General features: G+C 42.7%; 12 protein-coding genes. 6 read left to right on the top strand and 6 right to left on the bottom strand.

The window, feature by feature from the left end:
- Positions 1–136: 136 nt before the first annotated feature.
- Both FD724_RS08860 and thrC read right to left on the bottom strand, forming a co-directional pair.
- A complete protein-coding gene (locus tag FD724_RS08860; RefSeq protein ID WP_114083352.1) occupies positions 137–412 on the bottom strand; it encodes a ubiquitin-like small modifier protein 1 in 276 nt (91 codons plus the stop codon).
- An 80-nt stretch (positions 413–492) separates the two neighbouring features.
- Positions 493–1,803, bottom strand: a complete 1,311-nt coding sequence (gene thrC / locus FD724_RS08865; RefSeq protein WP_179072348.1) for a threonine synthase — start codon at positions 1,801–1,803, stop codon at positions 493–495.
- An 836-nt stretch (positions 1,804–2,639) separates the two neighbouring features.
- Between thrC and FD724_RS08870 the strand changes: the two genes are divergently transcribed.
- From FD724_RS08870 to FD724_RS08890, 5 genes are all read left to right on the top strand, one after another.
- On the top strand, positions 2,640–5,123 hold the full coding sequence (locus FD724_RS08870; protein ID WP_179072349.1) for a hypothetical protein: 2,484 nt from the start codon (positions 2,640–2,642) through the stop codon (positions 5,121–5,123).
- Positions 5,124–5,293: 170 nt separating this feature from the next.
- The gene (locus tag FD724_RS08875; protein ID WP_179072350.1) at positions 5,294–5,857 is read left to right on the top strand and encodes a DUF11 domain-containing protein; all 564 of its coding nucleotides are present in this window, start codon (positions 5,294–5,296) and stop codon (positions 5,855–5,857) included.
- A gap of 145 nt (positions 5,858–6,002) precedes the next feature.
- Entirely contained in the window at positions 6,003–7,553 is a 1,551-nt protein-coding gene (locus FD724_RS08880; protein WP_179072351.1) for an isopeptide-forming domain-containing fimbrial protein, read from the top strand.
- Positions 7,550–11,704: a TonB-dependent receptor gene (locus FD724_RS08885; protein WP_179072352.1), complete on the top strand. Its 4,155-nt coding sequence runs from the start codon at positions 7,550–7,552 to the stop codon at positions 11,702–11,704. Before FD724_RS08880 ends, FD724_RS08885 begins: the two co-directional genes overlap by 4 nt.
- Before the next feature lie 173 nt (positions 11,705–11,877).
- Positions 11,878–14,286, top strand: a complete 2,409-nt coding sequence (locus FD724_RS08890; protein ID WP_179072353.1) for a hypothetical protein — start codon at positions 11,878–11,880, stop codon at positions 14,284–14,286.
- Between the two features lie 68 nt (positions 14,287–14,354).
- Here the strand turns inward: FD724_RS08890 and miaB are convergent, their stop codons facing one another.
- The 3 genes from miaB to FD724_RS08905 form a co-directional block, all read right to left on the bottom strand.
- The gene (gene miaB / locus FD724_RS08895; RefSeq protein WP_179072354.1) at positions 14,355–15,719 is read right to left on the bottom strand and encodes a tRNA (N6-isopentenyl adenosine(37)-C2)-methylthiotransferase MiaB; all 1,365 of its coding nucleotides are present in this window, start codon (positions 15,717–15,719) and stop codon (positions 14,355–14,357) included.
- 28 nt (positions 15,720–15,747) lie between these two features.
- Entirely contained in the window at positions 15,748–16,329 is a 582-nt protein-coding gene (locus tag FD724_RS08900; RefSeq protein ID WP_179072355.1) for a Uma2 family endonuclease, read from the bottom strand.
- Positions 16,330–16,460: 131 nt separating this feature from the next.
- Positions 16,461–17,957 carry a carotenoid oxygenase family protein gene (locus FD724_RS08905; protein ID WP_179072356.1) on the bottom strand — a complete coding sequence of 499 codons (1,497 nt, stop codon included), beginning with the start codon at positions 17,955–17,957 and terminating at the stop codon, positions 16,461–16,463.
- Between the two features lie 225 nt (positions 17,958–18,182).
- Here FD724_RS08905 and FD724_RS08910 point away from each other — a divergent pair, with 225 nt between their 5' ends.
- Positions 18,183–18,638 (top strand): globin domain-containing protein, encoded by a 456-nt coding sequence (locus FD724_RS08910; RefSeq protein ID WP_179072357.1) that lies wholly within the window; start codon positions 18,183–18,185, stop codon positions 18,636–18,638.
- A gap of 254 nt (positions 18,639–18,892) precedes the next feature.
- Here the strand turns inward: FD724_RS08910 and FD724_RS08915 are convergent, their stop codons facing one another.
- Entirely contained in the window at positions 18,893–19,063 is a 171-nt protein-coding gene (locus FD724_RS08915) for a type II toxin-antitoxin system HicB family antitoxin (protein ID WP_256874494.1), read from the bottom strand.
- Position 19,064: the final 1 nt, after the last annotated feature.

A 19,064-nucleotide genomic window follows, 5' to 3' on the forward strand; every position in this document is an offset into this window, starting at 1 on the left:
TTAAGCATTGGTACTCTCTCAAATTATCTCAGGCGATCGCTAAGTTTTTAACTGATTCCCAGTCTCAGACCGGGAATCAGTTAATTTATCAAAGGTTTATTTGGTAAGTCTCTTACTTTATTTGATGTTCTCTGTATTAACCACCAGCAACAGCAGGGACAATACTTACTTCATCGCCATCTTTTAGGGCTGTGTTAATACCATCTAAATAGCGGATATCTTCACTATCAACGTAAAAATTTACAAACCGACGTAGCTTGCCTTCGTCATCGCACAACCGGGATTTAATCCCAGGAAAGCTTTGTTCTAAAGAATCCAACAATTCAGCAATGGTGCTACCGTTGGATTCTAGGGTAGCTTGATTATTAGTCAAATTCTGAAGAGTCGTAGGAACTAAAACTGTTACAGCCATAAAAGTACAAAGTGAAGAGTTAGGAATACAGTTAAGAGTTAGGAGTCATGAATAAAAAACTCATAACTCCTAACTGCTAACTAAACGAGAACTTGTTGCCATTCCAAGCGATCGAGAGTACGCGATCGCTCTAGGGCGCGTTCAAAACTATCCAGTTTAGCATCAATAGTCAAGGGTTCACCAACATAGCCTTGGATTGCTTCTTGGGTTTTCAGACCATTGCCGGTGATGTAAATCACGGTAGTTTCATCTGGATCAATTTTGCCAGCTTCTACCAGTTTTTTCAGCACGGCCACGGTTGTACCACCAGCCGTTTCTGTGAAGATGCCTTCTGTTTCTGCCAGCAACTTGATGCCATCAATAATTTCTGCATCATTGACTGATTCAATGTTACCACCAGTTTTCTGAGCTAACTCTACAGCATAAATACCGTCTGCTGGATTACCGATGGCTAGCGATTTCGCAATTGTATTTGGTTTAACTGGTTTAATAAAGTCGCGTCCTTCTTTAAAGGCTTGAGCAATGGGTGAACAACCTTCTGCTTGAGCGCCACTGAAACGGACTTTCTTGTCTTCTACTAAACCAACTTCGATAAATTCTTGGAAACCCTTATAAATTTTTGTAAACAGCGAACCAGATGCCAAAGGAGCAACAACATGATCGGGTAGTTCCCAGCCTAGTTGTTCAGCAACTTCAAAACCTAGCGTCTTGGAACCTTCAGAGTAATAAGGGCGCAGATTAATATTGACAAAACCCCAGCCATGTGTATTGGCAACTTCCGAACAGAGACGGTTTACTTGATCGTAGTTACCCTTGACGGCCATCAGCGTTGGGCTGTAGATCAGGCTACCGATAATTTTACCGGCTTCTAAATCTGCGGGGATGAACACACAGCAGTCTAAACCGGCATGAGCTGCGATCGCAGCTGTAGAATTTGCCAAGTTACCAGTGCTAGCGCAAGAAACGGTAGTGAAACCCAACTCTCGTGCCCTTGATAGAGCAACTGATACTACCCGATCCTTAAAGCTAAGGGTGGGCATATTAACCGCATCATTTTTTATATAAAGCTTATTTAGACCCAGGCGACGGGCAAGACGGTGAGAACGAACCAAGGGAGTCATCCCCGTTCCCACATCAATAACATTGTCAGTTGCAACAGGCAAAAAGGGACGGTAGCGCCAAATTGAATTGGGCCCGGCTTGAATTGTTTCACGAGTGACATTCAGACGGAGAGCGTTGTAGTCATACTTGACTTCTAAAGGCCCAAAACATAACTCACAAACATTACTGGCTTTGAGTTCATATTCGGCACCACACTCTTTACACTTTAAAGCTTGAAAGTAGGCAGTGCTGGTTTGGGTTTGGGTTTGGGTTTTGATTGCCTGAGTCATAAACTAGCTTTCCCTGTTTGTCTGTCACTGTCGCCTGATAGTAACACGAGTAAAAATACCAGTCAAACATACCCGACCTTTTTAGTCGGGTATCCCTAGTATTGAAAAAAATAATTACTGTAAAATTTTTATATACGTAATTGTCAAGCTTAGTATTTATATTTAGACTTACTTGGTCTGAAATCAGATAATAGTTTCCGCTACTCAGTGTAAACGCTGGTCATGGATATGATTAAATTGCATCAAATTTATGAGCTATTTGCATTTCATTAAATTAAGATCGCTTTACTTGGTGATCGAGATCACTGACTTAATTTTTTATTTCATTAGACAAATAACTACACACAGTATCATGTATGCATAGCAGCAAATATTCAAAAGAGCTTTGATATATAGCTTGTAGGATATTTTGCTTCTATTTCAAACACTACAATTTCTATCTGTGTTGCCAAAATAAAGTTAATTTTTCAGTTTTTATGCGTTCACTCATCGCTAAACAAGTTACTTGTTTATACGGAAGTTTTTTTTTGGTATAAAAGCTACATTGCTATTTACATCGAAAGATTCAGCAGAACACACTAGTAAATTACCTATATTTGCGATTGCTAACCTTGATAATCAACAGTGAGCGTAAAACAAGCAGGCAATAACTTTTCTGCCTATTGCCTAAATCTAGTAGTTTTTCAGGAGTCACTAGTAAATTAACTTTTCATATATGCAGCGCCCAAAACCTTAAGGCTTTGGGCAAATTAGTCGGTAATTCTTTAAGGAATTGCCGAACTTTATCCTGTCTCAAAACCCAAGATACAAGTTCAGCAAATAAACAAACTACTTTCATGGTAAACCGAAAAAAATCTGTCAACAAGCAGCGCCAATGCTATCAATCTCTAGTAGCAACAGCATTATTAACTAGCAGCCTTTTCCAATTTATTGCACCTGTACTAGCTGACGGGACAGCTGGTGGTCAATCTATCAGTAACACAGCGACTGCTACTTACGAAGATCCCAACGCACCAGGAACAACTATAAATGCCACTTCTAATACTGTAACCGTCACTGTGGCAGAAGTTGCTGGGATCACCGTCACTGCCTCTGGTGTTACAGATAACAATGGTGGTGCTGTTGGAGTTAACGACTTACTAACTTACACCTACACCCTAACAAACGTAGGTAACGACCCCACCAAATTCCATATTCCCAACCAAGCAACAACAACCGGGCCTGGTACAGTTTCTGGTGTACTTCCTGCTGATAAAAATGGGGTAACACCAGCTAGTGGCACACTGCAATATAGTACTGACGGTGGTACAACTTGGACAAACGTAACAGCTGGTGGTGTAGATACAGCCTCAATTCCGGTTAGCGGTACTGTGTTGGTGCGTGTGCCAGTGACTGTACAAACTGGCGCTCAATCCGGTGACGTAATTAAAGTTACCCTTGGTAATACTCCTGGAGATGCCCAAAACCAACTGCGTAATCCCGATGGTGGTGACGTTTACACTGTAGATAACGCTGATAACCCAGTAGTTACTGGGGAAGTTATTGGCGCACCAGTTAACGGTACACGAGAATCTAGTATTACCCAGCAAATTCAAGTGGGTAACACTGTTAAAACTGTTGCTCTAGCCACAATACTCAAGACTCGGACGGCTTACAGCGCTGGTGATGCCTCCGTACTCAATGATGATTTGCTGACTTATGGTTTAAGCTTGCGAGTTGAGAGCAATGACGTAACCAATCGGGGGCTAACACCCGCAGCTTTAGCTGGTACAAGTATCAATGTAGATGGTAGTCTTGTTCCTCGCATCTTAGTTTCTGATGCACTTCCAGCATCCACAACTCTTAATGGAACTCCAACTGCTCCTTCAGGGTGGATAGTGGTTTACGCTGGCGAAGATCCTGCAACTATAAATGCTGATCAGGCTCTGTGGAAAACTGACAAAACTCAAGTAACAGGCGGTGTAGTTAGACGGGTTGGTTTTATTAACAATCCTAGCTCTATCTCTTCAGTTGCCACTGGCACAACTGTTACAGGCTTTACGGTGCAAGTAAAGACCACTGGAATCGCAGTAACAACACCGACAAATATTAACAACATCGCTCAAGTGTTCGGTAAAACTGCTGGCGATCCAAATAGCCCCCTACTCTTCGACGATTCAGGCGATCAAAACCCAGATAACATCAACCCCTCTACTGGAGCCTTTCCTACTACACCTGACGCTGGCTATTATCCTACTACTCCCACCAATATTGATACGGGCAATAACAACCAAGGTACTAATTCTGTTACAGGAAATGTCAACCTTTATACTGTTTCAGTCGCCCAGGCGAACTCAGTTTTAAACGGGCCGAATAATGCACCGGATGCTACTGGGCCATCGGGTTTAACCAACGATGACTTCACCAATAAATCTTCCTTTGTTCCTCCTAACACATCACCGGGTAGTACACTTGATCCGCAATCAGTTGGTTTCACTAACACAATTAAGAACAACGGTACTAGCCCTAACGACATCACAATAGTGCCAACCGCACCAGCAACATTTACAGATTTGCCAAATAATACAAAGGTGACTGTTAGCTATAATAGTCAATCTGCTGTTTATACCTACAATAGTGCTACTGGTGTTTTTACCATAGCAAACGGTAATACACCAATTAAAATCCTTGCTGTTCCTGCTGGTGGCATTGTTAATTATGGTGTAGAAGTTGACTTACCACCTGGTACGCAACTATCGACTGATATTGGTAAGGGATTCCCAGTACCCATTACAGCCTTTATTGACACTAATAATAATGGTGTAGTTGATCCTCTTGAAGTCAACAACATCTCCATCGATCGCGTCTACACTGGCTTCTTAAAACTGTTGAAAATGTCACGAGTTCTACAAGGAAGTGGCCCAGCAGTGCAAGGGACTGATGGCACATTCAGTATCACTCCGAAGAACCCTGCACCAGGAAACATTATTGAGTACCAAATTCAATACACAAATATTTCTGATGTTCAATCTGGAACTGGTAACGTGATTTTGAACGCTGACAAAGTTGTGATTACTGAAGATGGTACAGCAGGGGGCAACAACTGGGCGCTAGACAACGACAATAACACTCAAATTGATACTAGCAACATTGTTGGTTCAGCAAAGGATTCTGGGGCTTCAACTATCCAGTTCTTCAATGGTAATCCAGCTACTAACTCTAGCATCGACCAAACCGGAACCACGCTAAACAGTGATGTCACAAAGTATGTAAATACTGCCACTGGACAGATTGCACCTGGTGTTCAAAGAACATTTATCTTCCAACGCAAGGTTAACTAGATAGTTTGATTTCACCCCTCTTTATTTGCAAAGAGGGGTGTATAGCACATCTGTATTTGTAGCTGCTGCTTTAATCCTAAAGTGCCAACTAAAAAATGATTGTTCCCCAGCGAAAACAGGGAAAGATAAATCAGCAATCGGTATTATGAAAGTTTTTTGAGGTTATTGATATGAAGCGTTTTTCTTTTGCAAGTTTAGGAGCGATCGCACTTATTGCTACAGTGCCATTTGTTAGCCAAGTGCCAGGAATCGCTTCTCTATGGCATTCTACCAGTGCTGTTGCCCAAAATGTCAAAACTCAAGGGCAAATACAATTGCGCTTAGAAGCTGAGAAGCAAGTGATAGCACAGGATCAGCAGGGTAAGCAAAGCAAGACATGGCAACCTTTAAAAGGTCAAGCTGTGGTGCAACCAGGAGATGTGCTGCGATATACATTAAGTGGCGAAAATAAGAGCGATCGCCCCGTAAAGAATTTGATTCTCAATCAACCCATTCCTAAAGGAATGGTATACATACTGAAATCTGCGATCGCCACTAATGAGACTAAAGTAACCTACAGCATTGATGGCGGACGCAGCTTTGTCGAAAATCCCACTGTTAAAGTTACTCTTCCTGGCGGGAAAGTGGAAACAAAACCAGCACCAGCGAATGTTTACACCCACATCCGTTTGCAAGTGCCATCAGTTCCGGCCAAGAAAACGGTTAAAGCTATTTATCAAGTCCAAGTTCGCTGATTCGTTATGCCTGATATCACACGCCTGTAGCGACTTTTTGGGGAGTCAAGAGCGAAAAACAACGTGCTTTATAAGGAGAATCGGAGGGATCTTCGATAGATAAACAAGTGCTTTTATTAACAAAAAAAGTGGCATTCCAGAGGAGATGTGTTCAGTGAGCCGTCCTCAAAAGAAAAAACAAATTACTTATAGGAGTAGCTGGTATCAAAGGTTAACAGCTACTGTTCTTCTGGGGAGTTTTTTGCAAACTACTATATCTATACCAGCGATCGCACAACAGACTAACAATCTGGGTGCGTCTTTGCCATTAATAAATCAAGCTACTTATACTTATACAGACTCTGCTAATAATCAAAAATATGATGGAACTTCTAGTCAGCTTAATGTTAGTCCTAGCCCATTAGTCGATCCATTAGGGCGGATATTAGGTTGCGCTGGTACTATTTTGCCTGACTATACAGGTTTTTCAGTTGGCGTATACGAATCTAACCCTAGCGACCCAACGGGTACAGAATTAGGCGGTTTGCTTTCTTTGACTCGAACAGAGTTACCCGATATTCCTAATAACAACGTTCCTGGCGGTAAGTCGCCAAATACCGAGAATAGTAACCCCTACTTCGTTACGAATAACCCTGCGGGTGTCTACAATTTCCTACTTGATCCGAATAAGGGTCAAACTGATCCAGGTAGAACTTATATTTTCGTAGTTAATCCACCGCCAAATTCTATCTACAAGCAACGGCGGATCAAGATTGAAATCGTTGGTACCACTGGCACACAAGGTAATAATATTGTGCGATATATCGCTAGTTCTCTGGATGGCCAACCAATCAGCCTTACAGGTGAAACTAGGGTAGAGCAAACAGTTGTCTTAGTTCCGAATGCAGAAGTAGTAGGACTGGACTTATTAGCCTTTGAATTCAGTACAAATCTGTGCCAAGCCAATCAGTTGCAGATTGTCAAAACAGGCGATCGCGCCACGGCTGAACCTGGAGATACGGTAATCTACCGGATCTCGGTAAAAAACCTTGCTGATGCTGGTTTGAATAATATATTTGTCACCGACAACTTACCTTTAGGATTCCAGTTTTTACCTAAATCTGTGCGGGGTGAGTTAGATGGTCAAGCAATTACTATCACCTCAGAACGCAATGGAAACACGGTGACATTCCGCACAAATATAACAGTTCCTACGGGAAAAACTTTGAATATTGCTTACGCGGCTCAACTAACAGCCGATGCTGTGCGTGGTAACGGTCGAAATAGTGCGATCGTGAATGCTCAACGAGCCGATAACCGTTTTAGCACCAAGGATGGCCCAGCAACGCACCAATTAAAAATTCGTCCAGGAATCGTTTCTGATTGTGGCACGATTATCGGTCGCGTGTTTATTGATAAAAACTTTGATGGTGAACAACAACCTGGTGAGCCTGGAGTGCCCAATGCAGTGATTTTTCTGGAGGACGGAAACCGCATTACTACAGATCCGAATGGTTTGTTCTCCTTAGCTAATGTCTTACCAGGAAGTCATACAGGCGTACTAGACCTCAGCAGTGTACCGGGTTACACCCTAGCTCCCAACCAAAAATTCCGTGAACGGAATAGCCAATCTCGCTTAGTGCGTTTAGAACCTGGTGGCTTGGTACGTATGAATTTCGCTGTCACCCCCGCCTTCCAGGAGCCAGTCAAAAAATGAAACCCAGACTGCACCATACAACTATTTTCAACCTGAAGATGATGGGGGTGATGCCAGTAGCTCTCAGCCTCGTTTTGTATCCTGCCATAGTTAAGGCAGAATCTACAAATGAAAATCTTTTTTTCCCTGATTCGCCTTCACAAGCAGACAAAGGTGTCGAAGATCCTGAATTTTCAAGGGATCTAGAAAACCTCTCTTTTAAGACGGGAGAGGCTTTGAATTCTCCCCCCTCCTTACAAGCTACGGTGTACACACAAGTTATCGAATTACCCCACCCTAACCCTCCCCTTGGAAAGGGGAGGGAACTAGATTTTCTTTCCCCCCTTTCCAAGGGGGGATTAAGGGGGGTAAAACCCGGATCTCAAAGTAACTCCGATTTGCGTGTACATGGTAGATCCTTACAAGAGAAGGGGGCTAGAGGTTTTGTTTTTCCAAATAAGGTGAAAAACCAGGATGAGGATCAAGCGGATCGGAATAAAGTTGCTGAAAAAAGTATGGATTCAAGTCCTCCCCATATTTTGGGAAGTTCTGACAATCAACTTCTACCTCTTGAACTTTCTTCAACTAATACTTCAATTCCAGATGTTCAACCAAGTGAAACGGAAATACAAGGATTTCAACCAGCAACTTCTGTTGATTTACCCAGAGACTTAGGTAAACTAGCAGTCATCAAGAATGAAGGACGCAAAGACACAAAAATAGAGCTTCAAACTTCTCCAACGGAAATACAAGCATTTCAACCAGCAACTTCTGTTGATTTGCCCAGAGGCTTACGCAAAATAGCTGGAGTAACTGAGGAAAATCAGAAAATTCCCCCCACTTCCCCCATCTCCACAGGAATAAAATTCCTGATGCCAACGGCTAACAACATTGTGGATGTTCCTGCTACCACAGTGATTGTGCAATTCCCTGTTGGAAGCACAGTAGAATTACGGTCTAATGGTGTATTAGTAGATCCTTCCTCAATTGGACGAACAGAAAGCGATGCCAATACTAATTTAGTAACGCAGACATGGTATGGTGTCTCGTTAAAAGAAGGTAATAACATCATCTCTGCACAAGTAGTAGGAGGGACAGAACCTCCTGTAACGGTGCAAGTCGTAGTCCGGGGAGCGCCACAGCAACTAACCTTAGAAACTGTTGAGTCTCGTATCCCGGCGGATGGACGTTCTACAGCTACAATCAGGGGTCAACTGATCGATGCAACTGGTAATCGCTCTAATCGTGATGCTGTTATCACTTTGATACCGACTGCTGGAGAGTTTGTTGGCAAAGACTTCAAACCCGATGAACCCGGATTTCAAGTAGAGGCGAAAGCGGGGCAATTTACGGCTAAGTTGCGATCGCAACTCAAAGCCGAAACTGTCACAATTCGCGCCATAGCTAATAATTTAGAAGCCTTTACTCAACTACAATTTGAAACCTCACTCCGTCCGAGTTTGGTTACTGGCGTAATAGATTTACGTTTGGGCGCTAGAGGTACAGATTATTACGGAAGTTTTCGTGATTTTCTCCCGCCTGACAAAGATAACAGAACGCAGTTAGATTTCCACTCGGCGATATTTGCCACTGGTGCGATCGGAGAATGGTTGTTTACAGGCGCATACAACAGTTCTCGTAACCTCAATGAAGATTGCAACTGCGATAATCGCCTGTTTAGAACTTACCAATCCAGCGAGCAAAATTATCCTGTTTACGGCGATAGCTCGCAAGTTGATGTCGTTGCTCCTTCCATTGACAGCCTATATGTGCGTTTGGAGCGTTCAACTGGTATCCCCGGAGCCGATCCTGATTATGCCATGTGGGGTGACTACAACACAGAAGAGTTTGCGCGGCGATCGCAGCAGTTTACTTCTATCACCCGACAACTTCACGGTTTTAAAGCTAACTACAACTTAGGGAACCTACAAGTTACAGGTTTGTATGGCAACCACTTAGAAGCTTTTCAACGAGATACCATTGCTCCCGATGGCACTAGCGGTTATTACTTCCTCTCTCGCAGAATACTACAACCAGGTAGTGAAAATGTCTTTATTGAGTTAGAAGAACTCAATCGTCCTGGAACTGTACTAGAACGGAAACAGCTTAACCGTGGCCCAGACTATGAAATCGACTACGATCGCGGTACTTTATTATTCCGCGAACCCATCCTTCGTACCGATATCGATCAAACCGGACAAGTATTGGTACGCCGGATTGTTGTTAGCTATCAATATGACAGCGAAGATTCTGATAGCAACATCTATGCTGGTCGTTTGCAATATAACCTTTCCCGCAAACTTAACCAGGAAAGTTGGATAGGAGCAACTTATGTCCAAGAAAATCAGGGAGTACGTGACTTTCAACTCTACGGTGCAGATGCGCTGATTTCTTTGGGTAATCAAGGTAGGTTAATTGCAGAATATGCCCATTCCACTAATGATTCTGATGTTGTAGGAAAGGTTAGTGGTGAAGCATATCGGTTGGAAGCTGAGGGGCAAATTACTAACGGAATTCAAGGTCGTGCCTATTATCGCTTTGCCGATACAGGTTTTGCCAATAATGCCACTATCAGCTTTGTCCCAGGGCAAACCCGTTATGGAGCGCAGGTTACAGCTAAACTCTCTTCAACCACTAACGTCAGAGCGCAGTACGATCATGAAGACAATTTTGGCATTGCTCCCCAACCTTTAGATACCTTTGAAGAACTGTTTGCACCCCGCAATGAGTCCATACCTGGTAGTAAAGTTGATAATTCCTTAACGACAATTTCCGCCGGGATTCAACAACGACTGGGTAGTACCACTATTGATGTGGATTGGATTCATCGTCATCGTGAAGACCGCATCCCCGACAGCGCCCTCAGTGGTACTTCTGATCAATTGCGATCGCGTTTTACAGTTCCTATTGCTAAAAATCTGACTTTCCAAGCCCAAAATGAAATCAGTTTATCTTCCCAAAAAGATAGTGTTTACCCAGACCGTACTATCTTCGGGCTAAATTGGGCAGCAATTCCTGGTGTAAATATCAGTCTGGCCCAACAGTTTTACACTAGTGGTCAATATTCGGGTAATTCCATCACCAGCTTGAGTGTGAACGGTGAACACAAACTTGGTTCGGATACTACCTTGACTGGTCGTTACTCAATTTTGGGTGGTGCGAATGAAATGACTACCCAAGGGGCAATTGGTCTAAATAACCGTTGGACTATTGCTTCGGGATTGCGGCTGAATGTTGCTTACGAACACGTATTTGGTAACTTCTTCGGACGGACTGCGGCGGGTCAACAATATGCTCAACCCTTCGCCTTTGGTCAATCAGCATCTGCGATCGGATTTGATGGTGGCGATAGCTATAGCGTGGGGCTGGAATACTCTGATAATCCGCAGTTTCAAGCCAGTGCCCGTTACGAACATCGTTCTTCTTCTGGTGGTAGCAATACAGTAATTACCGCAGGTGCTGCGGGTAAAATTTCTCCGGCTCTCACAGCGTTGGTACGTTATCAACAAGCTGGTTCTTCCAATCAAAAGCTTTCAGGACTGGGGGATACGGCTACTTTAAAGTTGGGACTAGCTTATCGCGACCCCAATAGCGATAAATTTAATGCCTTATTGCGTTATGAATATCGTAAAAATCCATCAACTATCCCTGACACCATCCTCTTAGGTAGTGGTACGGGTTCCGAAGACCATACTTTTGCTTTGGAAACTATTTATGCTCCTAACTGGCAATGGGAATTCTACGGTAAGTATGCTCTGCGTAGCAGCACTTCTTACATAGCCAGCGATTTAGCTGGTACTAGCACAGTAAATCTGGCCCAATTACGCGCTACCTATCGTTTGGGATATAGCTGGGATTTGGTGGGTGAGGCTCGTGTAATTAGTCAGTCTAGCTACAGCGAAACAGGCTTTGTTGTAGAAACAGGCTATTATCTCACGCCTAACCTGCGTGTTTCTGCTGGATATGTATTTGGTAAAGTTGATGACCGGGATTTCTCAGGAACACGTTCCGCAGGTGGCGCATATTTGGGTGTCAGCGTCAAACTCAACGAACTATTTGATGGCTTTGGACAGCAAAAACCAGTGCCACGTCAGCCACAAGAATCTGCAATGAATACTTTGGTTGGTAAACTCAAGGCTGCAACGAAGGGGATACAAAAGCGTGAAATATAAAACAACTATTTAATAAAAACACTACCACTATCAATCTGAATACAAATGGTAGATTATTTACGATTTCGGGAAAGCTAGAGACTGAAGATTTGTTTGAGAATAATCAGTCTTCATTGATGATTATGGTTCAGGTAATCAGTATTTTTTAAAGGTTATTTTATGGTGATTTACTAATGAAGAATTTATGGCAAAATCTTAATATTTTTAGCTGGGGACTTCTCGGTGCGACATTAGTACTTCAACCTACAGTAGCGAAAGCTCAATATATCCAGCGATCGTTCATAAATCCCAGTTTTGAGCAACCTGTTTTTAGTAATAGTTGTTACATTCAAGTGGATGAAAGTCAGATCCCCGGGTGGACAACAACCCATAGTACCAAGCAAGGGACAGCTTCTTGTGCAACTACTGGCTTCACTACATTAGGTCACATCATTGAAATTTGGACAAAAGGATTTAGTAGTGTTAACACAGCAACTGGTGCAGGAAATCAATTTGCTGAGTTAAATGCTGAAGAAGCTTCTGAATTATATCAGAATCTATGTCTATATCAAAATGAAACAATTACGTTCTCTCTTCTACACCGTGGGCGGTCAAGCGCAACTGTTGCTGATGTAGCCAATTTTTTAATTGGACTATATACCGATCCAACAGCAACTGTTTTTGGCAAATTTTCAACAACTAACAATGGGACAGTTACGGCACAACCTGTCGCACAGAATGGTGCAACTATTCCTACTGTAACTAACAATAATGCTGGAAATGGCTGGGTGCGATACACTGGCACTGTTCCTTACACTGGGGCTTCAGCAAATAAACCTGTAGGGTTTGCGGCCGTTTCTACGGGGGGTGGGAACAATACTATAGGTAATTTCCTTGATGACGTGCAATTTGCTGGTAAACCGGTGCTTGAGTTCACGGCGAGTTCAGGTGGTGCAGCAGAATCGGAAACTACCCCTACTACTAACCCACCTAAACTTAGGATTGTTGGTTTAGTGCCAACTGGGGGGATAAGTGTTTCAATTTCAGTCTCTGGTACAGCCGTATTGGGTACAGACTACAACACAATATCAAACGCATCCACCTTTAATATCAGTATTCCTGCGGGCAACTACGACGGCAGTGATGCTACTAGTGTCTTTACCATTCCTTTTACTGTTATTAACAATAACGTTCCTCAAGGTGTGAGGACAATCGTATTCACCATACAACCTTCATCTAGTTTTTTCGCCAGTTCAACAACAACTTGTGGCGGTTCCCCAACGATCGCTTCTAGCTACACAATCTATGATGATGATTTCGTTAGTGGCAAGGTTTGGGATGATGCTGATAATAGCGCCAACAATACTTTTATTAATATCAATACTGGTTCGGAAACTGGCACTAATACAGGTGGATTATTAAATGCTATTCTCGTAGATTCTAACAATAAGGTCTTAAAAACAACACCTGTCGCTGCAGATGGTACTTATACTTTTCTCGATGTTCCCTTGAATCAAAGCAACGTTAAAATTATTTTAAGTACAACTGCTGGCACTGTAGGTAATACTGCCCCTGCGCCATCCCTCCCATCTAACTGGGTCAACACTAGTCCACTCACGACAGCTACTTTTAATACTGCTACAAACATCTCTAGTAAGGACTTTGGAATTGAGCAGTTGCCCGATACTAATAATGTCAATGGAACTACAACAACAAATCCAGGGGGAACCAATACTGTACAAGTTCCAACACTATCTGGCACCGACCCGGAAGATGGGAACCTTGGTTCTGGCAACAGTTTCAAGATTGTTAGTCTGCCAACTAATGGGACGCTGTACTACAACGGTGTAGCCGTGACAGCGAATCAAGTGATTACTAATTATGATCCGACGAAACTAACAGTAGATCCAAATATAGATGGTGCTACAACTATCACTTTTACAGTAGCCGCAATAGACAAAGCAGGTAAGGAAGATCCCACACCGGCTACGGTAACTATGCCATTAACTGCGTTATCAGCTAGCAAACCTCAGTTAATTTTAGTCAAACGCATCACCCGGATTAACAGCCAGAATTTAACTAGCATTGTAGATGGTCGCAGCGACGTTTCTCCTAATGCTGCCAACTACGTAGCATCTCCTCGTGACACTGATGATGATAGCAGTAACACATGGCCCACTAATTACTTACGCGGATTGATTAACGCTGGGATAGTCAAACCAGGAGATGAGTTAGAATACACTATCTACTTACTTTCCAATGGTCTAGGTAATGCAACTAGTGTCCAAATTTGTGATTTAGTTCCTGTCAATACTACTTTTATTCCCACTGCCTTTAATGGTCTGACTCCTAATGATGGTGGTTTACCAGGAGCAGATCAAGGTATTGCTCTTGCGCTTGGTTCTAGCACTCCTACGGTTTATCTAACCAATGCACTGGATGGCGATCGCGGACGCTTTTATGCTGCTAATGAGACAGTCCCATCATACTGCGGTACTAACATCAATGGAGCGGTGGTGGTAAATATTACGCGAAGTCCAGATTTACCCAATCTCGTCAAAGATTTTTATGGTTTTGTCCGCTTCCGCGCTAAGGTGAAATAGCTTTGAGAAAGAAAAAGGTTAAATATGAGGTTCCTTTTCCCCTTAACCTTTTCCCTTTAACCCTCTTTTCATACTGGTATGGCTTGTCTCACTTCAACTGGTTCACCCGTTAGGCTAAAAGGGCGAACTTCGGTAATTTTTACCTTCACTAACTGTCCTTTCAATTCTTTGATATCGCCACTGAAGAATGTCAGACGATTACCATCAGTGCGTCCCATCACCTGGGTTTGATCTTTGGGATTTTGGTCTTCTACTAAAACTTCTTCGATGCGTCCAAAGTAACGTTGCGATCGCTCGGCTACTTTCAAGTTTCCTAGATGATTGAGCCGTTGGAGGCGATCGCTTTTAACTTCTTCACTTAGCTGATTGTCCCACAAAGCAGCAGGTGTCCCTGGACGCGGTGAATATGCTGCTGTATTCAACATATCAAAGCCAATATCTTCCACCAGTTTCAAAGTATTTTCAAACTGTGCTTCTGTCTCCCCAGGGAAACCAACAATCGCATCAGCACTAATGGAAGCATCTGGCATGTACCGCCGAATGGTATCGATGATGCGGCGATATTTTTCATGGGTATAACCCCGCGCCATCGCCTTCAAAAGTTCATTATCTCCAGATTGAAAGGGAATGTGGAAGTGTTTGCAGACTTTGGGTAACTCAGCGCAAGCCTTAATTAATCTCTCTGTAAAATAACGGGGATGGCTAGTAGCAAATCTTAATCTTTCAATCCCCGGCACATCATGGACGTAATAAAGTAAATCTGTGAAGTTGTGCAGATGGCGACCTTCTGGTGTTGTTCCTGGTAAATCTCTACCGTAAGCGTCAATATTTTGACCAAGTAAAGTAATTTCCGTGTAACCTTGCCGTCCTAATTCTTCCATTTCAGCCCGGATCGCTGACGGCGTGCGAGATTGTTCGACACCGCGCACATTGGGAACTACGCAATACGTGCAGCGTTCGTTACAGCCGTAAATTACATTTACCCAAGCTGTGACTTTACTATCGCGTCGCGGTTGGGTGATATCTTCAATAATATGAACAGACTCAGTTGCGACAACTTGGTTGCCGTCAAACACCGACTCCAGCAAATCTTTAAGACGGTTGGCGTGTTGTGGCCCCATTACCAAGTCTAATTCTGGAACTCGCCGCAATAGCGCTTCACCTTCTTGCTGGGCAACACAACCAGCAACTATTAGGGTTAAATCAGGTTTTTCATGTTTGCGCTTCGCTTGTCTGCCAAGGTAAGAATATACCTTTTGCTCGGCATTATCCCGAATTGTGCAGGTATTGTAGAGAATTACATCTGCATTATTCGGATCTTCTGACCATTCAAAGCCCATATCTTCCAAAACGCCAGCCATGCGCTCTGAGTCAGCTTTATTCATCTGACAGCCGAAGGTAGTGATGTGGTAGTGGCGTTTAGAAGTGGTCATGTTGCTTAGTTAACCAGTTAGAGTGAGGTTATTCTTTAGCCTCAAAGTCAACTTTATCATAAATATCTGATAGAGGGATTTGAAATTGAATAGAGGATAGTGTTAAGATAGTACTCTCTTCTTCATACTCTGAGAAAATCCATTTATTTTCGTCAGTTTTAGAATACTGTTCTACATGATTTTTGTATTGATCGATCAGAACATATTCCTGAAAACTGGGAATGGTACGATAAGCCGCAAATTTTTCATCTAGGTCATAGCTTCTGGTAGATTTGGATAACACTTCACAAATCACTAAGGGATTAGTAATTGTATCTGTACGTCCCTCAGAAAATTCTAATGAACCTGCAACAACCATTACATCAGGATATGTATGAATTCGCTTTTTGGCAATCCATAGACGTTGATCGGCGACGAATACTCGATAAGGTTGCCGCTTCAAAGCAAAATTGAGGGTTGCACTCACATTACCAGCTATTTGATTGTGATTTGGTGTTCCACCTGTGATGGGTATAATTTGACCATCGATATATTCATGACGATACTCGGAAATGACTTCTAGCTCTAGGTATTCTGTGGGAGAATAGTCGCGTTTTTCTTGTAGTTGCATAGGGCAATATTTTTGATTTTGCATTGACCAGATGCGATTAAGTCCGATCAATGCTATTCGTTTTTACTGTAGCGTTGTTTTTTAACGCAGAGGAACGCTAAGGGAAACGCAGAGGTAAAGCGGAGGGGTTATTAGGCTGGGTTCCAAGTGCCGTGGAAGCTGTGGGGGATGACGCTGGGTAATCCTAGTTTGCAAACGGGTTCGGCATCCAGGCGATCGCTATCAAATACCCAAACTTCGCTAGTATGAGAATTACCATCGTAGACAACGGTTAGTACCCAACTTTGTGCAGGGTTTTGGGTATTTTGGGCGGGGATGGGTTCTGAAGGATAACGGTTTTCTCCTAAGTCTGCTTCGGTGAGGGTTTCGGTATTGTGATCAAAACGAGCGATCGCATTTGGTACTTCTTGGCTAATATCTGTTTCGGAACGGAATGTTGACATATATGTATACCGAGAAGCTTGTCCTACGTTTTGCTGTGGTACATTCGGGAATTCACAATGTCTGTTTAATAGTTGCTGAATTGACGTAACTTTGCCAGTTTGAGGATGCAGATGAACTCGCGTTAGTGTACTTTTAGCTGGGGTGTGAGTCTCACCTGTAGCTACTTCCTTGAGGTATTGGTTAGTTTGAAAATCTTCATAACGGGCAATATCTACAATCACTGAACCGCTAGCATCTACATAACCGTTACCAAAATGCCATTGAAACCAAGGTTCGGTTTCTCCACGACTCACTACAGATAGGGTTTCTCGATCAATAACTAAAATCTGAGTTCCTAATTTAGGTTGCCACTCTAGCGAATCACTATAGTTGTTTATCCCTATTAGCACGGGTAAAATATTCAATCGCACTGGCGGAAGGAAAAATACAAGATACTGTCCTGCTAAAACAAAATCATGCATCACTGGTATACCGTCTAATTGGTATGCGGCTTGTTGGATAATCCGGCCAGTCGAATCGCTTTTGTAAATATTCAGCGTCGCCTTTTGTCCAGGGCTGATGCCAAAGTTAAAAATCTCACCTGTTTGCTCGTCACGCTTATAATGTGCGGAATAGTTTAATCCTTTAGTTAACCCCCCTAAATCATCTTCGCCCCAAGTTTCTAAAGTTTGTAAATCAAGTGCGTGGGGTTTACCACCTTCCCACAGTGCCAAAAGTTTATCTGGAAGTGCTAGCACCGAAGTGTTGGCAGCATTTTTGAGGGGCTTTTGCCATTGATTCCAAATTGGCCCTGGTGCAGTCATGCCATAATTGCCGTAGAGTAGTTTACCTGCTGCGGCTTCTTCTTGATAGCCAGAGGTTTGCACGTAGCGATAAACCCCAGTTGCACCTGCATCGTTAAAATTTACAGCCAGAATTGCCCCATCTCCATCAAACCAGTGTCCCATGTGAAGTCCACCACGTTCTAGGCGTGCGGGGCCATTGCGGTAAAGTGTGCCACGCAAGCCATCTGGGATTTTGCCAGAGATAATTGGCAGTTGAGTAGAGGGAAATTCTTTTGCTGGTTCTGCGTTAGCGTTCGCGCAGCGTTCCGCAGGAAAGCTCACCGTTTGCGTAGCCTCTCGTAAAGAAGGTATCGCACCTGCCCACGCTTTTTTAGTTGAATTTGGAGTAATAGTATGCATATTAAATTAGTATCTGATAAATAATCAATCTATACAACTGCATTCTACATTTTCATCATGAATTAGTTCTATATTCATGCGTTACGCTAAAGCTGTAAATCTTCCTGCTGGCTGACTCTTGACTTCTGAATTTTGGCTCCTGCTATATATGAGCTAGCTCATAGTAACTGCTAGAAATAAACAGTAAATTCAAATCAATCAAGATTCTAAGTGGTTGAAAAAACTATGGTTAGCCAACAAACAATAGATATCGTCAAATCTACAGCACCTGTTTTAAAAAAGAACGGTCAGCAAATCACAACTCGGATGTATGAAATTATGTTTCAAAACCATCCAGAAGTCAAAGAACAATTTAGTATGGCGGCTCAAGCAGATGGTTCTCAGCCTGCGAGATTAGCAACAGCAGTTTATAGCTATGCTAATCAAATTGATAATTTACCTGCTTTAAAGTCGATGGTAGAAAAAATTGCCCATCGTCATGTGCAGACTCATGTTACACCAGAGCAATATCCTATTGTCGGAGAAAGTTTACTGCAAGCCATGAAAGATGTTTTGGGAGAAGCTGCTACAGACGAAGTGATGGCGGCTTGGACTGAAGCTTATCAGGCATTGTCTGAAGTGTTCATTCACAGAGAACATGACATATATGATGAAGAGAGAAAACAACTTGTGCATTCTTAAGGACAGAACTTAGCGTCATAACTACAGCTTGAGGGTTTGTTACAACAACTTCAACGTTTATAACTACAGCTTGAGGGTTTGTTACAACAACTTCAGCGTTTATAACTACAGTTTAAGCATTCATAACAGCAGCTTAAGTTGTATTAACAACGGCTTCAATTTTACTTATAACAACTGGAGTTGTAGTAACTACAGCTTGAGCGTTTGTTACAACAACTTAAATTCTGCTAATGAAAGTTTTTAGCGTAGCGACTTCAGCAAGTGAGAACTCTTTTAAATATAGTTTCGATCGCTTCTTCTATCGTCTCTCCTTGGCTGGCGGTTCCCACTTTTGGACATTCAGCTACATAAACATCCTCTTCCCAGTGCAAGATTGCTGTAAAGGTTCGAGTTTTTGTATCCTTAGCCTGTTGTAATGAACTCATG

This window comes from Nostoc sp. C057 (genome assembly GCF_013393925.1).
In the GTDB taxonomy this organism is placed as follows: domain Bacteria; phylum Cyanobacteriota; class Cyanobacteriia; order Cyanobacteriales; family Nostocaceae; genus Nostoc; species Nostoc muscorum_A.

Coding starts and splice junctions, on each gene's coding strand:
- FD724_RS08860 (WP_114083352.1), bottom strand. CDS start 412: ATGGCTGTAACAGTTTTAGTTCCTACGACTCTTCAGAATTTGACTAAT.
- thrC (WP_179072348.1), bottom strand. CDS start 1,803: ATGACTCAGGCAATCAAAACCCAAACCCAAACCCAAACCAGCACTGCC.
- FD724_RS08870 (WP_179072349.1), top strand. CDS start 2,640: ATGGTAAACCGAAAAAAATCTGTCAACAAGCAGCGCCAATGCTATCAA.
- FD724_RS08875 (WP_179072350.1), top strand. CDS start 5,294: ATGAAGCGTTTTTCTTTTGCAAGTTTAGGAGCGATCGCACTTATTGCT.
- FD724_RS08880 (WP_179072351.1), top strand. CDS start 6,003: ATGTGTTCAGTGAGCCGTCCTCAAAAGAAAAAACAAATTACTTATAGG.
- FD724_RS08885 (WP_179072352.1), top strand. CDS start 7,550: ATGAAACCCAGACTGCACCATACAACTATTTTCAACCTGAAGATGATG.
- FD724_RS08890 (WP_179072353.1), top strand. CDS start 11,878: ATGAAGAATTTATGGCAAAATCTTAATATTTTTAGCTGGGGACTTCTC.
- miaB (WP_179072354.1), bottom strand. CDS start 15,719: ATGACCACTTCTAAACGCCACTACCACATCACTACCTTCGGCTGTCAG.
- FD724_RS08900 (WP_179072355.1), bottom strand. CDS start 16,329: ATGCAACTACAAGAAAAACGCGACTATTCTCCCACAGAATACCTAGAG.
- FD724_RS08905 (WP_179072356.1), bottom strand. CDS start 17,957: ATGCATACTATTACTCCAAATTCAACTAAAAAAGCGTGGGCAGGTGCG.
- FD724_RS08910 (WP_179072357.1), top strand. CDS start 18,183: ATGGTTAGCCAACAAACAATAGATATCGTCAAATCTACAGCACCTGTT.
- FD724_RS08915 (WP_256874494.1), bottom strand. CDS start 19,063: ATGAGTTCATTACAACAGGCTAAGGATACAAAAACTCGAACCTTTACA.